The organism is Marinobacterium sedimentorum, assembly GCF_024267675.1.
GTDB classification, from domain to species: domain Bacteria; phylum Pseudomonadota; class Gammaproteobacteria; order Pseudomonadales; family Balneatricaceae; genus Marinobacterium_A; species Marinobacterium_A sedimentorum.
In genome coordinates this window covers 365058-382657 of sequence record NZ_JALDYX010000002.1, presented here as the reverse complement: position 1 = coordinate 382657, position 17600 = coordinate 365058, and the positions used below count along the sequence as shown (strand labels likewise).

General features: G+C 57.1%; 13 protein-coding genes. 3 read left to right on the top strand and 10 right to left on the bottom strand.

What is annotated here, in order from left to right:
• The first annotated feature begins 356 nt into the window (after window positions 1–356).
• The gene (locus tag MRS74_RS04070; RefSeq protein ID WP_254578997.1) at window positions 357–1358 is read left to right on the top strand and encodes an ABC transporter substrate-binding protein; all 1002 of its coding nucleotides are present in this window, start codon (window positions 357–359) and stop codon (window positions 1356–1358) included.
• A gap of 21 nt (window positions 1359–1379) precedes the next feature.
• Window positions 1380–4202, top strand: coding sequence for an EAL domain-containing protein (locus MRS74_RS04065; RefSeq protein ID WP_254578996.1), 2823 nt, complete (start codon window positions 1380–1382; stop codon window positions 4200–4202).
• A 138-nt stretch (window positions 4203–4340) separates the two neighbouring features.
• Here MRS74_RS04065 and MRS74_RS04060 read toward each other — a convergent pair whose 3' ends face one another.
• A complete protein-coding gene (locus MRS74_RS04060; RefSeq protein ID WP_254578995.1) occupies window positions 4341–5288 on the bottom strand; it encodes a carbohydrate kinase family protein in 948 nt (315 codons plus the stop codon).
• Between the two features lie 647 nt (window positions 5289–5935).
• Here MRS74_RS04060 and MRS74_RS04055 point away from each other — a divergent pair.
• On the top strand, window positions 5936–6169 hold the full coding sequence (locus MRS74_RS04055; RefSeq protein ID WP_254578994.1) for a hypothetical protein: 234 nt from the start codon (window positions 5936–5938) through the stop codon (window positions 6167–6169).
• 142 nt (window positions 6170–6311) lie between these two features.
• Here the strand turns inward: MRS74_RS04055 and MRS74_RS04050 are convergent, their stop codons facing one another.
• The 9 genes from MRS74_RS04050 to MRS74_RS04010 all read right to left on the bottom strand — a co-directional run bounded on the left by MRS74_RS04050 (window position 6312) and on the right by MRS74_RS04010 (window position 17573).
• Window positions 6312–6857: a hypothetical protein gene (locus tag MRS74_RS04050; protein ID WP_254578993.1), complete on the bottom strand. Its 546-nt coding sequence runs from the start codon at window positions 6855–6857 to the stop codon at window positions 6312–6314.
• A gap of 287 nt (window positions 6858–7144) precedes the next feature.
• Window positions 7145–8188 carry a substrate-binding domain-containing protein gene (locus tag MRS74_RS04045; protein ID WP_254578992.1) on the bottom strand — a complete coding sequence of 348 codons (1044 nt, stop codon included), beginning with the start codon at window positions 8186–8188 and terminating at the stop codon, window positions 7145–7147.
• Between the two features lie 388 nt (window positions 8189–8576).
• The gene (locus MRS74_RS04040) at window positions 8577–9575 is read right to left on the bottom strand and encodes a carbohydrate porin (RefSeq protein WP_254578991.1); all 999 of its coding nucleotides are present in this window, start codon (window positions 9573–9575) and stop codon (window positions 8577–8579) included.
• A 722-nt stretch (window positions 9576–10297) separates the two neighbouring features.
• Window positions 10298–11806, bottom strand: a complete 1509-nt coding sequence (locus MRS74_RS04035) for a glycoside hydrolase family 32 protein (RefSeq protein ID WP_254578990.1) — start codon at window positions 11804–11806, stop codon at window positions 10298–10300.
• A gap of 85 nt (window positions 11807–11891) precedes the next feature.
• Complete coding sequence (locus MRS74_RS04030; protein WP_254578989.1) at window positions 11892–13031, bottom strand: ABC transporter ATP-binding protein; 1140 nt, start codon at window positions 13029–13031, stop codon at window positions 11892–11894.
• Between the two features lie 108 nt (window positions 13032–13139).
• Window positions 13140–14015 carry a carbohydrate ABC transporter permease gene (locus tag MRS74_RS04025; RefSeq protein ID WP_254578988.1) on the bottom strand — a complete coding sequence of 292 codons (876 nt, stop codon included), beginning with the start codon at window positions 14013–14015 and terminating at the stop codon, window positions 13140–13142.
• A gap of 1 nt (window position 14016) precedes the next feature.
• Entirely contained in the window at window positions 14017–15120 is a 1104-nt protein-coding gene (locus MRS74_RS04020) for a carbohydrate ABC transporter permease (RefSeq protein WP_254578987.1), read from the bottom strand.
• A gap of 137 nt (window positions 15121–15257) precedes the next feature.
• Window positions 15258–16490 (bottom strand): sugar ABC transporter substrate-binding protein, encoded by a 1233-nt coding sequence (locus MRS74_RS04015; RefSeq protein WP_254578986.1) that lies wholly within the window; start codon window positions 16488–16490, stop codon window positions 15258–15260.
• 72 nt (window positions 16491–16562) lie between these two features.
• Entirely contained in the window at window positions 16563–17573 is a 1011-nt protein-coding gene (locus tag MRS74_RS04010; protein WP_254578985.1) for a LacI family DNA-binding transcriptional regulator, read from the bottom strand.
• Window positions 17574–17600: the final 27 nt, after the last annotated feature.

Below are 17600 nucleotides of genomic sequence, written 5' to 3'. Positions count from 1 at the left end.
TACTCAGGATCATCACGGACCATAGCCGCAAGAGATTCAGCGTCGAGCTGATTCACCAAGGCGAGAAGAAGAGGGTCTTGCCCCATAACATTCTCCAGTAGATGGTCGGGATAGGCTTTTCCCCCATGACAAGGACAGCCTCCGAGCCTGTCCTTGCTGGGTTTCCATCCGTTGCAGGACGAATAAAGCTTAGCAAAACCCTGAGTCAGTGATTTTATAGCCACTATCCAAGCACGGGCCGATAATTTATGCTGTGGTAGCGCCGGAATGCCGTGATCAGGGCAGTATCGCCACTTTCCGTTGAAGCATAGAGCAGCAGTAAAACTGCTGCCGTGGGAACAGGATGTCACCACGCAATGATAAAGAGTAACGAATCCGCCATTTCCGCAGGCTTGCTCGCCCTGAGCCTGCTTAGCCTTGGTGTTGCCGTCGGCGTGCTGTCACGCCCGACGATACTGCCACAGCTTTCTATCGCCGTATCCCGCACCCCGTTGTCAGCCCCGGTCTATATTGCCGCGGCGCAGGGCTACTTTCGCGACCAGGGCGTGGATATCGAGTTGCAAGAAGTGATTGGTGGCAATCGCAGTTACGACCTGATGGCCAACGGCGGCGCAGACCTGGCGACCAGCTCCGAGTCGGTTGTCATGTTCCACAGTTTCGATAACAGCGACTTTTCAGTCATCGCCTCCTTTGCCTCATCAGACAACGATATCAAGCTCATCACCACCACGAACAGCCCGCTTCGCAGCCCCTATGACCTGACGGGCGCCCGGGTCGCCGTTACTCCGCACTCGTCCAGTGAATATTTTTTGCACAATGTAGCGCTCATGCATGGCATTGATACCCGCACCCTGAACTTGCGTGAAACCACGCCCGAAAACATGACCCTGGAACTGCTGGAAAGCGGCGAAATCCAGGCGTTGTCACTGTGGGAGCCCTACGGCTACAAGCTGATGCAGGCACTGGGCGAAAAGGCGGTACTGCTGCCCACCAAGGGTTTGCATTCAACCAGCTTCAATCTGCTGGCGCTGAACGATACCCTTGCTAGGTATCCGAATGCGATCGTGGCCACGCTGCGGGCCCTGGATCAGGCGGCAGAGTACATTGAGCGCGACCCGGCCGGTGCCAAGACGATTATTCGTCGACAGCTGCAGCTGGAACCCGCATTTGTTGAATGGGTCTGGCCCGACTACAACTTTCGCCTTGGCCTTGGCCAGTCGCTGCTGATCGGGCTCGATAGCGCCGCACGCTGGGCGCAGAGCAGCGGCGCAATTGAACCGCAGCCCTTGCCGGACTTCCGGTCCATGCTTGATAACCGTTTTTTGCGACAGATAACCCCTGAAGCACAAGACCTCTAAGTTTCACCCAGGGGATTGGACATGAAAGTCGGAACCCGATTACTGCTGTTATCGACCTTCTCGGCCGCCGTTGCGCTATCCGGCTGGTTTGTCAGCCAGTGGAGCTCCTCGCGGCTCAACGAGGCCATGACGCAGCTTGAATACGCCAACTCGGTGCAACGCGCCGTCACCCGGCTCAATACCCGTTTTGGACTCTACCTGTCCTACCATGATGCAGATGCGCTAAGCGACTGGCAGCGGGCTCGGGCACAGCTCAACGCCGTACTGGACGGCAATCCAGAGACTTCCGGCCGCTTTATCCATAGCATCAGCCGGCAGAACCAGACCCTGCAAAGCCTGACACCGCTGCTGGGGCGCGAAGACCACGACAGCCCCGGACAGGTTCAGCTGACCAACCGCATCTATGCCACCTTGCAGGAAATGACCGAAGATACGGTGCCACTTGCAGCCCAGGCGCAGCAACGCATTCTCGCCACCACTAAACGCGGTCGCTTTATTTCCCAGGGGCTGATGATCGCCCTCTCGCTGATCCTGACACTCATCGCCATTCAGATCGCCCGCAACCTGAAATACCGGCTTGATAGCATTCGCACCCAGTTGCAGCAGGTCGCCGACGGCAACCTGTTTGTATCGATCAATGATCAGCGCAATGACGAGCTCGGCGAGCTTGCCCGCGGCTTTGACAGCATGCTCAAGCGCCTGCGCACCAGCACGTTTTCAGTGGACCAGCTTAACGAAGAAGTTCACCGTCACACCGCCACCCTCAGAAATCAGCAGGAGTACCTGCGCACCCTGATTGAGGCGGAGCCCGCCGGCGTCATTACCCTGGATCGGGACAGCAGGATACTGAGCATTAACAATGCTGGCGCCAGGATTCTGCACACGCCGGTGGATCAGGCTCTGGAACAGTCATTTTGCGAGCAGTTTGTCGCCGATACCGACCGTACCGCCTTCGGCAACCTGATCCAGTCCGCCTTTGCCGGACACAATAAAAATCTGCAGTATCGTCTTCGCACCCGCATCGCCGACAAGGATATCTGGCTACAAACCTATGCAGTCCCCTTTATCGACCATAATGGCAATATCATCAGCATCATCACCGTTTCCCACGACATCACGGGGCGGGTACTGGAAGAACAGCGGCTGCGCGAGGCCCGCGCCTTTCTGCAGAACGTTGTCGACAGCGTGCATGACGCCATGGTGGTACGGGATATCAAGTTTAACATTCGCCTTCTCAACCGCGCCGCCAGAGAGAGCGAAGCAGGCCATCCCTGTAACCGGCTGCAACATCCCGACACGACGGCGACGCAACACGGGGGGCCGGCGCAGCGACTGTTGCGCGGCAGCGCACGGGAAACCGAAATCTGCAGTTTTACCGATGCCAGCGGCAATATCTGCCATATCGAGCTGGAAGCCACACCCCTGAGCCTGCCGGACGGCTCCCTCAATGGCGTGATCGAAATTTACCGCGATATCAGCGAGAACACCCGGCTGCTGCAGCAACTACATGAGGAACAATCCCGACTACAACAACTGGCCCACCATGACCAGCTCACCGGGCTGCCCAATCGCACCCTGTTTCTGGACCGACTCGAACAGGTACGACTGCTGGCCGAACGGGGTCAGCAGTCTTTCGCCCTGCTGTTTATCGACCTGGACCGCTTCAAGGAAATCAACGATAGCCTGGGCCATCAGGCAGGGGATCGCGTACTGCAGGAAATGAGCCGGCGTCTCAGCGCCTGCATCCGCTCCAGCGACACCCTTGCACGTATTGGCGGCGACGAATTCACCATCATTATGTCACCGCTGCTACGCAGCGACGACGCCGCCATGCTGGCGCAGAAGCTGATCGAATGCATCAAGCCCCCCTGCATGCTGGACGATCACCCGGTGATGCTGACCACCAGCGTCGGCATCAGCCTCTATCCGGAAGACGGTAGCAGCACCGAAAGCCTGATCAAGAACGCCGACGCCGCCATGTACCGGGCCAAGGAGGACGGCAAGAATGTCTTCCGGCTCTACTCACGGCAACTCACCCACCGCGCCGTTACCCAGCTGTCCGAGGCCGCCGAGTTGCGCCAGGCAGTCGCCAAGGATGAATTTTGCGTGTACTACCAGACCCGCTTTGATCTCGGCAGCCTTAGGCCCATCGGCATGGAAGCCTTTGCACGCTGGCAGCATCCGACCCGCGGCATTACCGAAGCCGCCCGGTTTTTGCCCGCGGCCCAGGGCAGCGATCTGATTATCACCATCGGCAACAGCATCATCGAGAAGGCCATGCAGCAGACACGTCAATGGCGGCAGCAGGGCTTTGACCCCGGCGTGATTGCTCTCAATCTCTCGGCGCGCCAGATGAGCGCCAGCCAGGTCGACTGGCTCATGGCCATGCTGGAGAAACACAACTGCCAGGCGCACTGGTTTGAACTTGAAGTCAGTGAAACCGATCTGGCGAATCTGAAGCATTCGATCGACCTGTTCGAGCATCTTGCAGCACAGGGGTTCGAACTTGCCATCGATGATTTTGGCAGTGGCTACTCGTCCGTCTCTAGCCTGCACCGTCTGCCCCTCACACGCCTCAAGCTGGACCAGCCCTTTGTCCGGGCATTGCCGGGCGATCGCAATTGCCAGGGGGTACCCAGCGTCACCTTAGCCCTGGGCCGCAGCCTTGGCGTAAAAGTGTGCGCCGAGGGGGTCGAAAATCAATCTCAGGTCGATTACCTGCGCAACGCCGGCTGCGCCGAAGTTCAGGGTTTCATGTTCAGCCGCCCCCAGCCCAGCGATGTAATCACCACCCTGCTGTCCACGAGCAAACCCAGACCGGACACCCAGAAAGCCCGTGCCTGAGCCGGCGCCAACCGCCGCGGGCCCCACCGATCGGGCTATGCCACACGCCAGACATAAAAAACAGCAGGAGACTATCCTGCCGTTTTTTATGGGAACCCGTTGTACAGGCTGCTGTTCAGCCTATATCGGGGCCTTTTATCAAAGCCCGAGCTCAGACCCCATTGGCAGCGCCTCAAAGGCACCATAGCGCGATACTGTCAGCGCGCCACAGCGACTGGCAAACTCCAGTGCCGCAGACAACTTCGCCTCATCGCGCACCCAGCCGCCAAAGGAATCATGATCGACAGACTGTACCGACAACTGATACAGCAGGCCCGACACGAAGGAGTCGCCCGCTGCAGTGCTGTCCAGCACCTTGGTCACGGGCGGCGTCAGACGCAGCGAACCACCGGACCAGTGCGCCTCCAGCGGTTCGCCTCCATCGGTGATAAGCAACAACTCAACGCCACCTTCCAGCAGTTTCCCCACCAGCGATGGATCCTTGCCGTAGAGCGCTTCGAGTTCTTCCCGGCTGATCTTCACCAGATCTGATGCCAGCATCGCCTGCCAGATCGGTGTGCGGGCATCCGCGCCTTCGGCCCAGAGGTTGTGACGGTAATTGACATCAAAGCTGACCACGCAGCCACCGGCACGCGCACGCGCCATCAGCGCCAGGTGCTCCTCGCGAATGCCCGCTTCCGTCAGGGTATTGGAGCAGCTGTGAAACAGCGCCTCGTGCAGGAAGGCATCGGGGCATTGCTCGGCGCGATACAGCAGATCGGCACTGCCGTGGCGGTAGAAGGCAAAGCTGCGTTCACCCTCTTCATCGAGGCTCACAAAGGCCAGCGCGGTCATGGCATCCGGTGTTTGCACGAATTGCTGGGTATCGACACCGAATCGCTGCATGGTCTGCACCAGGGTGTCACCGAACATGTCCTGCCCAACCTGCCCCAGGAAGCAGGCATTGCCGCCCAGTTTGGCCACACCCACCGCAACATTGGCCGGCGCACCGCCTGGATGCGCCACGAAAGTGGTCGGACCGGACTGTACCGGCTTGGCGAGCATATCGATCAGCGCTTCGCCGAATGCGATGACTTTAACGGACATGTCTGTCCCCTCGTCTACAGGTTGAATTGAAATTTATCGGTGCCGCGCACGAAACACACGCCAGCAAGACAGGTCCGGCCGGCACTGACCACCGCATCCCACGGATGACCGATCTATACGGCAACGGCAAGAAACGATAACAGGCATACAACGGCACCTGGAATGTAAATTTTATACGTTAATTTTGCAATAATACCCACTTATAAAGCACATATAAAGCCATAAATTTGTATATTTACCAATCCAGCTACACTCGTACGAACAGGCCACGGCATCGCGGCGGTGCCCTGTATAAAGCCATCGGGCGCCAGAGTGTATAGTTTAGCGGAGATTGATCTGCAGAAGTGATATGCAGACGATCTGGCGGGACCAAACACGGAAGGATGCAGCCCTGGCTGCAGCAATCAGGGCCTGCTGATCGATAGTGGACTAGAGACTGCGGTGACAGCCTGGTAACAGGCTGTCGAAAAACTACCTGCGTTGCTATCACGGCGTTAAAAATCGCCTCAAATCGGTCATTTATAGGCTATAAACTCCCTCGTTTCGACGATTTTTGCCTTGCGCTAGCTGCCTCGCCAACGCTTTTCAACAACCTGTCAAGGCTCCCAGCTGCAGTGTTCGGGCGCTGCAAACTGGCCGAGGCGCAAGTGACCATCAGCACGAACGCTGTAGTTACAGCTTGCCTGCGCCGCGTCGGCTCTCTCATCAAAGACCCGGACACTGAGCTTGCCATCGGCCACATGGGTCCAGTTGCAATTGGCCTGCCGCCAATCACAGCAGGCCATGGACCCGGGCTCAATCCATTTACGGTATTGAATGGCGTGATCCCCGACCTCAAAGAAAAGCCGTTGCTCACTGGCGTTCTGAATACAAAAGGCTGATGCTCCGGTTGGCGCGAGCAGAAAAGCCGAAATCAGCAGACTCAACACGAATAACCGGCGCATAAAACCTCCCTAACACAACCTTGAGTCCGTGTTACGGCAACCGACCGCCCCTTGGCTCGGCGCCTGTACCCTCTTGCAATCATAGACCCAGACGCACGGCACAGTCGTTACACTGGGGTATATGCAAGGGTTTGGTAAAGGCCACCCGGGCCGGGGTAAAGCTGTCGCTTTCGCTGCTGCGGTACATCACCGGCACCTGGTAGTCGAGCGGGTAGCGTGCCGCCCGGCTGACATAGGTCTGACAGTCATCATCGGAGCGAAAGGTGCAGAAGCGCAAACGGGTGCCCAGATCCCGTACCAGGGCTACATCCTCATAGCCGAGGCACTGGCGACGACTGTCGCTGAGGCTGCCGGTCACACTGTAACCGGAGCAGACCCGGGCCATGCCACCATAGAGCCACTCACGTCCGCCCGGGGTTTTGAAATAACTCACATCATGCACCTTTTTAAGAAATAGCCTGCCGTCTGCATGCGTTGACGGGCGTACATAAAAAGCAATGGTGGGTGTCTGGGGTTCATAAAAGCGGTGCTGGTAGAGTTCGCCCCAACTCGAGTCGGGACCGACTCCGGCGTTGAGATATCCACTCAATAGCAGGATCAGGGTAACAGTTGCGAATCTGTTCATGGGTCTGGCCTCCATAATCGTTGCAGGACGGCAACGGACGGCTTTCCCTAACAAGGATAGATGCTGCGCAGGCGAGATCCCATTGCGAAAAAATTATCAGCCATAAAATGACAAGTCATTGATAATATTCGCGTTAGCAACAGCCCTCAGGCCGCTAAATATATCTTAAATACCTAAACCGCTCTTAATAGCGCTCTTCTATTGATCCCGCAGCGGATAGCCGAACAGACGCTGACGAAACAGCGCCCGCGTCCTCGGTAACTCTTGGGGGTGCTCAGTCCCCGACCTCAGGGGCAGCTGGCGCCAATCTGCAGGTCGGTGGCGAGCCGTCGCTGTTCGGCCTTGCCACCAAACAGCATTTGCGCGGCAAGGCGACCCCTTTCCTCCCCCGACGGCTGCACAATGCTGGTCAGCATTCCAGACACATAACTGTCCGCCACCGCTGAACGCCAGCCGATAATGCGCACATCCTCGGGTACCCGCAGACCCAGCTCAGCCGCGACGCGAAGCGCTGCCAGCGCGATTCCATCATCCATGCACAGCAACAGCTCCGGCCGCGGCTGACTGCACAGCGCCTCCCGCGCAGCCTGGATCCCGGCAGCCAGGGAGGCGTCAGGCAGATGCCAGATACGATGGCTGCCAAGGCCGGAGAGCATGGCGTCCAGCCCGTCCAGATAGCCACGCAGGCGCTGGCGGTAACAGGTGTCCGGACCGGCACCGGCTTCCTGTGCCTCGACCCGGCAGACACGCGAGGAGTCCAGCAGCTGTAACCCCAGAATGGCTGCATGCCCTGCCCCTTGAGCCAGACCATGGCGCACGGCTCGGCGTGCGCCGGCGTAGTGCTCCACCTGGATGGAACCCAGCCCACGATGCTCGAAATCCAGCGCAACCAGGGGCCTGTGCGCCATCAGGGACGGCAGGGACTCACCCGGCAATGCGGCACCGCCACAGAATGCCAGGCCATCAATCAGCGCCTGGTGCTGCAGCTCGACAAGATTATTGCCGTCTAGCGGCAGCAGCAGCAAGTTGTACCTATGCTGGTCCAGCACCTGGGCGAAGCCCCGAATCAGGGCCTGAGTGTCGCTATCCTGCAAGCTGGCAGCCAGCTCAGCTGCCAGCACCAGGCCCATGGCGCGGCCACGGGCCCTGAACTGGCGCCGCCCGACATTGGGCCCGGCGTAACCCATTCGGCGGCATTCATCAAGGATGTGACGCCGCAAGTCCACTGACAGCTGATCCGGCCGGTTGAAGGCATTGGATATGGTTGCGGTCGACACCTGCAAATGCTCTGACAGCGTTTTAAGCGTAATTTTCTTGTTATTGGCGTACATGAAACAGTATCCCGTCGTTGCCGGACGCAGCCTTGTAGTTCGAGCGCGAAATCCCCCGCAACTGAGTGCTTTCAGTCACACAGGACGCAGCCAAGAACCCGCTACCACAGACAAAAAATGCGATGGCACTAGCAGCCTGTCGGACTTAACACTGATCTACTGTGGAAACGCCGATTTTGGCCACTTTTCGTACTCTTTTTCGTTAAATAGAACCACTATTCGCCTTAAAAGAGCCCAAAAACTGACTCAAAACGGCCATCTCCTCGCTACGACCGGTCAAGTCCGACAGGCTGCTAGCCACCGCACAAAAGGAATCATTGAGGGTCCAGCATTTTGCAATAGCCGAATGCCGCTTCCGGCACCCAGCCACTGCGACCTTGCCTACAGGTCAGAAGGTGTAGTTGATGCGCATGCGCACGCCTGTCGCGCTGTCATTAGCGCCGACGTTGTCGGCCGAGGAGCCGGACACGGCAAAGGTCACGCTGGCGTTGTCGATATCCAGCAACGGCACGGTGTAAGCGGCATAGGCGGTAGTGACGTCGGGGTCGGCACCGGTCGACAGGTCGGTTTGGGAATACACCACGCCGGCACCAAAAGGTCCGTATACCAGGTTGGCGCCGTAGGTGTGCACCTGGGTATCGTCGGTCTGATTATCGAGCCAGGCCGCATTCAGGTTAATCAGCGCCTCGCCCAGGCCGAAGCTGGCGCTGGCGCCAACACCCTGCTTCTCGATTTCGCCGCCGCCGATTAAATCGACGTTCTGGTATTCGTAGCCGAGCTTGGCCGAGAAGCCGTCGGTCATGTAGGTAATAACGGGCCGCACCCCGGATACCGCATTTTCATCGGTGCCATCGTCGTTGTCGTCCCCGAACAGGCTGTTAAGCTCAAAACCGAAACCGCTGTCTCCCTTGAGATGCAACGCGATCTGACCGCCGTCGGTACCGGCACGGCCGCGGACTATATTGGCTTCATACACCTGTGCCACACCGCCACCGGCATGCACGACCAGGGTATCCTTGCCTTTGGGGAACAGATCGATACCCTCGAAACGGCCAAACTGCAGGTCCCAGCGGTCGTCGCCAAACTGCACCCACATGTCATCGGTATGGGTGTCCGAGTCCTTCGCCAGAATCAGGGTGCCCTTGCCGCGCACAAAGTACTGTTCACGCTGAATCTCGCCGCGCAGGTTAGCCTCGACACGCCCCCCCTGGCTGTATTCGGTCGAACCAACAGCGGTATCAATGGCATCGGTATTGATTTCGATATTGGCGTCGACACTGAAGGTGGGATTCAGGTCGGCTGCATTAACCGAGCAGGAGAACAAGGCCGCCAGAGAGAGAGAAGATACAAGTGCAGTAGAGCCAAGGGGAGAAACGAAATATTTCATTATTATAGTACCGTTGTTTTTATGTGTTGCGACTAAAAGTTATTCCATACGCCCAAAGAACAGCCTCATCCGTAAAGCCATAAATTTAAAGTAAACGTTTACGTTATGACTAACATGTTATTCGTTTTGTCGCCGTTGAATCAACGGAAATATTTCTTAATCTTCTACTTAATTTTTTTGCTGATGCAGCAAAAAGTCTAACTATCTGATCTGAAACCGTTACTGACGGCGACCTTACAGGCTGCGCAATGCCTGCCACAGCCTACCTTTACGGGAACTTTGCTCAGCGAACGGACAGGATTCTCAACATCAAGGTCAACCCGACGTCTTCAGTCGGTATTAAACCGACCGGTAGGTTCAGTTATAAATTGCAATGACCTTTGTCTCAGGCCTTTATTATTGCCATTGTTACCACAGCCCGGCCGACACATTTAAACCTGTCTTATTGGATAGTTTCCACATTGAGCGACCAAAAGCCGTCTAATAGGACTGATAAATTTACGATCAACGAACTCGATTATCTGATATCCGCATACCGCCTGGCTTCCTGAAATAATACGGGCAATTCACGAAAACCAATATGACAGGGCGCACGCCGAACAATATACATTTTCAAAATGTCACTGAAATGAATTTGAAGCGTCGCTGATTTCGGTCTACGGCACCCAGGTTTTAAGCGGAACAGACGACAGACCAGCCGACTTGTCGTCTTTACGCAGGACTCAGGCCAGAGCACGCCAGTTGTCCAGGTCGCCAATTGCCAGGCGCGCGTACTCCAGCGATTCCAGTAGACACTGCCCCTGTGTAACAGCCACCATAGGCGCGCAGCCGCCCTGGGAGCTGATGCTGAGGCTGGTCAGCGAAATCAGCCCACCGTTGACCAGCATTTCAAGACTGCCATGATCACTGAACCACTCGAGCTCGATACGTGGATCATTGCCCGCGGCGACAGAGAAATCATGCGCAAAGTAGCGATCGAATCGTTCGTCACCATTTTTTCCTTCGCGGCGATGCGAAATGCTCAGCGCGCCAGCGTCCAGGCTCAGCTCAAGATCCGGCCAGGCATGCTGCTGCAAATACAAGGTTACTCGGGCACCTGGCGACAGGGTCAGCGAAGTGCGACCATAGCCGGGACCCTTGGCATACTCAGCCCGATAATCCTGACCCGCACTCAAGGCAAGGCTCGCAGGCAGCCTTATCTGTGCTTCTGCGACCTGGCGGCCGAACTCAGGCGCAAAGTCCTGGCGCAAGCGAACTCCGTCATCGGTAGCCACCAGCGCAAGCTCACGCACTACACTCATGCTGCCCCGCCAGCCGTTTTCCGGGATCTGATTGGCATAGAGCCAGTTGCTCAACCAGGCAATCGCAAGGCGGCGCCCGTCGGCCACATCGGACCAGCTCTGCACCGCATAGAAATCCCGGCTTTCGTCCATCAGCAGCACCTTATCCGCCGCATTTTCGTTATGAAAATGGCCGCCATCAAAGTCACCGACAAAATACTGCGTGAAGGATCCCCAGTCATCTTCAGAGGCGCCCACACCCACCACCAGCACCCAGCGGCTTCCCTCACCAGCTTCCACCGGCAGTTCAAACAGGTCAGGACACTCCCAGGGGCCGGTCGTATGACGGCCCTGGCCGGCACCGAACTCACTGGCCAGCGTCCAGTCCAGCAGATTGACTGAACGATAGAAACGGATTGACTGACCGCAGGCCAGCACCATGATCCAGTGCTGACTCGGCCCGTGCCAGATCACCTTGGGATCACGGAAATCACGAAACCCCGGGGGCGCAATAACGGGATTGCCGGCGTATTTCTGCCAGCTGCGTCCCTTGTCACTGCTGTAGGCGATACACTGCTCCTGCACATAATCATCAGGCGCATCGGACAGCACCCGATGAGCCGTGTAGAAGGCGATAAGCCCAGGCTGGCCGCCAAACAGGCCACTGCAGTCACTGGCATCAACAATGGCGCTGCCGGAGAAGCACATGCCGTTTTCATCCGGCAGCAGTGCCGCGTCCAGGTGTATCCAGTTGGTTAGATCCGTACTTACGGCATGGCCCCAATGCATCGGCCCCCAGACCACCGCATCGGGATAATACTGGTAGAAAAGGTGATATTCGCCTTCAAAAAAGACGAGACCGTTCGGGTCGTTCATCCAGCCCTTCGGCGGTGTAAAGTGAAATGCCGGCCGCTCGGGCGCGTATTGCACCAAGGTATTTTCAAAAGACATGCGCTATTCCAATCCTGTGCTGTAACCCGGCACCGTTCGCAAAGCTGCCGGGTATTCTATGTGGTCGCTATCCGGGTCGGTGTGATCAACCGGCCATCGGCAGCATTTTCTCTGCGGCTTTGAGTTCCAGGGCGTCCTTGCGAAGGCCTATGCTCTTTCCGGCTTCGTTAAACAGGTGGCAATAGTGACGATTGAAACTGATCTCACGCTTATCTTTACCATTGATATCGCTCAGGCCACCGACCTGCAGCGTCATGCTTATATCGCCCGCATAGTCGGCATACACAAAGGTGGAGCCACCCAGGTGTTCGACAACATCGACATCGACACAGATGACAAGCTCCCCGCTGGCATCCTCCAGCACGTGCTCAGGACGAATACCGAGCTTCAGATTGTCCCCTGCCTTGACATTGGCCGTCATGGCGGGCATGTCAGTTTCAAGGCCACAGGGGAACCTCAATCGCAGCATATCCGCCGTGACAGCCAGGACTTCGCAGTTAATGAAATTCATCTGCGGCGAGCCAATAAAGCCGGCGACAAAGTCATTGGCGGGGTTCAGATACAGCTCCAGCGGGCTGCCCACCTGCTCGACATTGCCGCTGCGCAATACCACGATCTTGTCGGCCAGTGTCATGGCTTCGGTCTGGTCGTGGGTCACGTAGATCATGGTATTGCGCAGTTCGCCGTGCAGCTTTGCAATCTCGACGCGCATTTTTACGCGCAGCTCGGCATCCAGGTTCGACAGCGGCTCATCGAATAGAAACACCTTTGGATTGCGCACGATGGTGCGACCGATCGCGACGCGCTGTCGCTGCCCACCCGACAACGCCTTGGGCTTACGGTCGAGCAGGGGCCCGAGTTGCAGGATCTGCGCAGCCTCATCCACGCGCCGGGTAATCTCGTGTTTGCTGACCTTGGCCATTTTTAACCCAAAGCCCATGTTTTCCCGCACCGTCATATGCGGATAGAGTGCATAGGACTGGAACACCATGGCAACGCCGCGCTTGGACGCCGGCACCCGGGTCACGCATTCATTATCGATATGGATGTCGCCGTCGGTGATTTCCTCCAGCCCCGCAATCATGCGCAGCAGCGTCGATTTGCCGCAGCCGGACGGGCCGACAAAAACGACGAACTCGCCGTCCTTTATATCCAGGTCTATACCGTGAATGGTTTCAAGATCGCCAAAACGCTTGATGACCTGGGTAAGTTTTAAATCTGCCATGTTATTTTCTCCTGCCATCCGGCGCGACTGTGCCCGCCGGATGGCCTGCAATCATTCGAATTCAGAAAGTGGGGTACTCGGGCTAAGCCCGGTCCTGCTCAGTCCTGCTCAGCCCTTGATACCGGCGCCGGCCAGACTGGTGACAAATTTCTTCTGGAACATCAGGAATACCGCTAGCACCGGCAGCGTGACGAGCGAGGCGTAGGCCATGATCTCGCCCCAGCTGGACTGACGACCGAAGAAAATCTGAATCCCCGGCATCAACGGTCGTGCGTCTTCGCCCTGCACCGCCATGATCGGCCAGATGTACTGGTTCCACATCAACAGGAAATGCAGGATCGCAACCGTCGCAAAGACCGGCCCGGACATCGGTACAATGATATGACGGTAAATCTGGAAGGGCGTGGCGCCATCCAGCTCGGCGGCCTCGTCGAAGTCCTTCGGGATATCGCGGAAAAACTGATAGAACAGGAATATAAAGAACGAGTTAGCGACAAAGGGCAGCATCTGCACATGCAGGGTATTCAGCCAGGAGCTTTTCAGCACCAGCATGCCCCCTTCCCAGCCAATGGAAGGCAGCTTGGACGCCAGCAACAGCAGCGGCACGACGATGGCTTCCAGCGGAATGATCATCAGGGCGATGACCACCGCCAGTACCAGCTTCTGACCACGCCAGCTCATGCGCGACAGCGTGAATGCCAGCAGACTGTTGACGAACAGCCCCATGATCACGGTACCGACGGTAATAAACAGCGAGTTCCAGAAATAGAGGCTGACATTGCTCTTCTCAAACACCTGACGGTAATTATCCAGTGACAGCTCGCCGACCGGCAAGATGGCACGGATCGAGTAGAGATCTGCAAAAATCGCCTGCTCCGGTTTCAGCGAAGACACCAGCATAAACAGCAGCGGAAACAGAAAGACATAACCGATACCCGTCAGGAACAGGTACCAGCCCAGGGTTTTCAGATGTTTAACGGACATGTTACTTGTCCCCCTTGCTGTCAAACAGGCGTTTCTGGAAGAGCGCGATGCCCAGAATCACCAGGAAGAAAATGACGCTGATAGCGGAGCCGTAAGCGATATCCTGCTCGCGGAAGCCCTTGGTCACGGCGTGGTACATCACGGTCGAGGTCGAGCCCTGGGGCCCCCCCTGGGTCATGACATCCACCTGGGTGAAGAGCCCGAATGCCTGAATCGTGGTACTGATCACAACGAACACCACTGTATTGCGCAGACCCGGCAGCGTGATATGCCAGAACTTGCTCCAGGGCCCGGCACCATCCAGATCGGCGGCCTCGTAAAGATCCGGCGAGATCCCCTGCAAGCCGGCCAGAAAGATCAGCATCTGTACCCCCGCCGCCTGCCACGCCGACATTATGACGATCGAGGGCATCGACCAGGCCGGATCCCCCAGCCAGTCAATCGGGCCGATCAGCCCAAAACTCATGGCCTGCAGATAATGGTTAAACAGCCCGAGATCCTTGTGATACAGGAAGCTCCAGACAATCGACACCACCACTATCGAGGTCACGACCGGCGAGAAAAATACAGTTCGATAAAGAAAGATGCCCCGCAGCTGGCGGTTGATCAGCAAGGCCAGCGCCAGTGCCAGGCCGCACTGCAAGGGCACCACCAGCAACACGAACAACAGGGTATTGATGAATGACTGGATGAAATGCGGATCCTTGGCCAGCACAATGTAGCGCTTTTCCCCCAGGTCCCAGCTGCTGAAGAGTTTGTAGTCTGCCATGGCCGGATCACTGCGCAGCAGCGTGCGAAGGCGCGGATACTCGACCTGGCCGTCGCCGTCAAGCACCAGTTGGCCGGCCTCATCGCGCACCGGCTCCTGTACCATGCCACTGACATTCAGCAGACGGTCATAGTTACGCAGCCCTACCCAGCTGGTCTCATTGGGCGACAGCAGCCGCTGGTCGGTAAAGGACATGCCCACTGCCATAAAAAAGGGAATCACCAGGAACATGAAAAGCCCCAGCAATGCCGGCGTACTCATAAGGAATACATAGCGACGGCGGGGTTTCTGCTCCTGAATGTCAGGCTGTAACCGTGTAACCGACTTCGGCTCCAACGGCCTCTCCTGCTTTATTACTGCGGTGTCTGCTTGCATGAGTATAGGTCCTGCTGACGATATAAAAGGTACGGCCGTACCCCCGGATTCCTTGCGAACCCGGCGAGACAGACGTTCAGATCGGAGAAACCGAACGGTTAATTGAAACCGTAACCCTTGTTATCGGAGATGTTACGCTCAATGGTATCGACAGCCTGGTCGAGGGAGTCCTGAACGTCGGCGCCGTCCTTGATATTTCGCGCCATGGTTTCGAAAGTACTGGAGATAATCGGGTACGCCGGTGTTGCCGGACGCAGCCTGGCGTAGGCCGCCGAATAGTCGTAGAAGAAGCGCCAGTCACCACCGGTCCGGTAGTGCTCGGTCAGTTCCGCAGCCGCAGGGGTTGACGGAATCATGCCGGTCGCCTCGGACATCGCCGCAATCTCGTTCGGCTGGAGAATGTAATCCAGAAACGCCGCAGCGCCCTCAGGATTGGCACAACCCTGGGTAATGCCCCAATGCCATGAACCACCGCCCACCACGGGACCGCTACCAAAATCGGGTACCGGCATGACCACCAGATCGTCACCGAAGCTGGTCACATGGTTTGCCATTTCCCAACTACCCACATAGTCAAGTGCGGCCCTTTGCTGGCTGAAAGCCTTGTCGTCGCTCGGGTTACGATCGACATAACCTTCGGCAAACAAACTCTGGAAAAATTCTCCCCAGGCGACCGCCTGTTTACCGTTGAGCAGGCCTTCGGCTGTGCGGTAAGTGCTGCGGTCGATCTGGTCAGCGCCGAAACTCTGCAGCATAGGCGCGTAGCCATAGGAGTACCACTCACCTTTCCAGCCGGTACGCATCTCAAGCGGGTAGGCATACTTGCCTGACGCTTTAAGTGTGGCCAGCGCCCGCAGTAATTCCTCTTTCGTCCAGGGCTGTTCGATGGTCCCGATACGAATACCATGTTCTTTCAGTATCGACTGGCGGGAAAAGAGTGCCAGCGCCACTTCAAACTGACCAATCGAGTAGACATCGTCTTTGTAGGTCCCTTTTGCCGAATCGATAAGGCTGTCGAGCACTTCCTGAGACACCAGCCCTTTCAGCGGTCGCAGATAACCGGACCAGGCAAAATTCGGCACCACGGGCTGGTCCATATCCAGTACGCACGGAAGATCACCGGCCAGGGCGGCTGCCGAAACGGTCTCGGTATAAGAACCCTCGGGAATCATCTCGACTTCAATTTTCCAGCGTTGCTGCGATTGGTTAAAGCGTTCGACAGCAGCCTTGTTGACTTCGATCTCGGCGATATTGCTGGTTTCATGGCGCCAGAGCTTAACCAGTGCCGGCTCGGCAGATGCATGGACAGCGGAGGTTGACAACGTTGTCATAAGGACAACAGAAAGCAGGGTAGGAGTAACTATTTGCATGCCTTTACCTATTCTTTTTATAAATATTGCAGTTTATGCTTTCAGTAAATGCGACTCGCGTGCAATGACTGAAAACGGTATCAGCCGGGTGCTGTTGTCAGCCTCCGCGCTAAACAGATAACGCAGTGCCGCACGACCCATTTCGAGGTGCGGCAATGCCATCGTCGTTAGTCCCGGCGACAGATTGGGGGCAATCAGTCGCTGGTTGTCGAAACTGGTGAGCGCCATCTCATGACCGACCCTGATGCCATAGCGCAGCAGCAGAAAGTAGACCTGCATCGCAATTTCATCCTTGCCACAGACAATAGCCGTCGGCCGCGATTCAAGCGCCATCAGGTTTGCGACTGCTGTTTCAGCATTGCAGTTTCCAGGCGTCATACCGAGTTCTTCTTCACCCTGCACCACCAGAGCGGCGTCGAACGGCAGCCCTGCTTGCAGCAAGGCTCTGCGGTACCCGGCCAGACGCAGTTGGGCTGCGACTATTGCCGGATCCAGGCTGATCAGTGCGATACGTTTATGTCCCTGGTCAACCAGCAGCTGGGTGGCATCAAAGCCGGCCTGCTCATCATCCGGTACAAAAGCCGCCAGGGACGCCTGGCTATCAAAACAGTTCACCAGCACCGAGGGCACGCTTGACAGTTCCGGCGGCACCTCGACTTCGCGATGAAAATAACTGGCCAGCACCAGGGCCTCAACCCTGCGCTCCAGCAGCATGTCCAGCGACTGCTGCCGGCGTCGGCGGTTGTGCTCGATGTTGACCACCATCAGTATCTTGTCATGCTCGCTGGCTACCTGCTGCGCACCGAGCAGAATGTCACCGGCATAGGGTTGGGTGACCACTTCATCGGAGATAAAGCCGATAACCCCGGACTTCTGATTGCGCATCATCCTGGCGGCGCTGTTGGGTCGGTAATTCAGCGCCTCGATCGACTGCTGCACCCGCACCCGCGTCTCTTCGCGAACCGCCGGGTCATTATTCACCACGCGGGAGACGGTTTTAAACGAGGTGCCTGCATGTGTGGCAACATCTTTGATCGAGACCATGACGCACGACCTGGAATTTGAGTGGGA

What these genes read in the sequence shown, in the direction of transcription:
- MRS74_RS04010 (WP_254578985.1), bottom strand. Translation starts at nt 17,573, where the DNA reads ATGGTCTCGATCAAAGATGTTGCCACACATGCAGGCACCTCGTTTAAA.
- MRS74_RS04065 (WP_254578996.1), top strand. Translation starts at nt 1,380, where the DNA reads ATGAAAGTCGGAACCCGATTACTGCTGTTATCGACCTTCTCGGCCGCC.
- MRS74_RS04035 (WP_254578990.1), bottom strand. Translation starts at nt 11,806, where the DNA reads ATGTCTTTTGAAAATACCTTGGTGCAATACGCGCCCGAGCGGCCGGCA.
- MRS74_RS04045 (WP_254578992.1), bottom strand. Translation starts at nt 8,188, where the DNA reads ATGTACGCCAATAACAAGAAAATTACGCTTAAAACGCTGTCAGAGCAT.
- MRS74_RS04050 (WP_254578993.1), bottom strand. Translation starts at nt 6,857, where the DNA reads ATGAACAGATTCGCAACTGTTACCCTGATCCTGCTATTGAGTGGATAT.
- MRS74_RS04070 (WP_254578997.1), top strand. Translation starts at nt 357, where the DNA reads ATGATAAAGAGTAACGAATCCGCCATTTCCGCAGGCTTGCTCGCCCTG.
- MRS74_RS04015 (WP_254578986.1), bottom strand. Translation starts at nt 16,490, where the DNA reads ATGACAACGTTGTCAACCTCCGCTGTCCATGCATCTGCCGAGCCGGCA.
- MRS74_RS04025 (WP_254578988.1), bottom strand. Translation starts at nt 14,015, where the DNA reads ATGTCCGTTAAACATCTGAAAACCCTGGGCTGGTACCTGTTCCTGACG.
- MRS74_RS04030 (WP_254578989.1), bottom strand. Translation starts at nt 13,031, where the DNA reads ATGGCAGATTTAAAACTTACCCAGGTCATCAAGCGTTTTGGCGATCTT.
- MRS74_RS04060 (WP_254578995.1), bottom strand. Translation starts at nt 5,288, where the DNA reads ATGTCCGTTAAAGTCATCGCATTCGGCGAAGCGCTGATCGATATGCTC.
- MRS74_RS04040 (WP_254578991.1), bottom strand. Translation starts at nt 9,575, where the DNA reads ATGAAATATTTCGTTTCTCCCCTTGGCTCTACTGCACTTGTATCTTCT.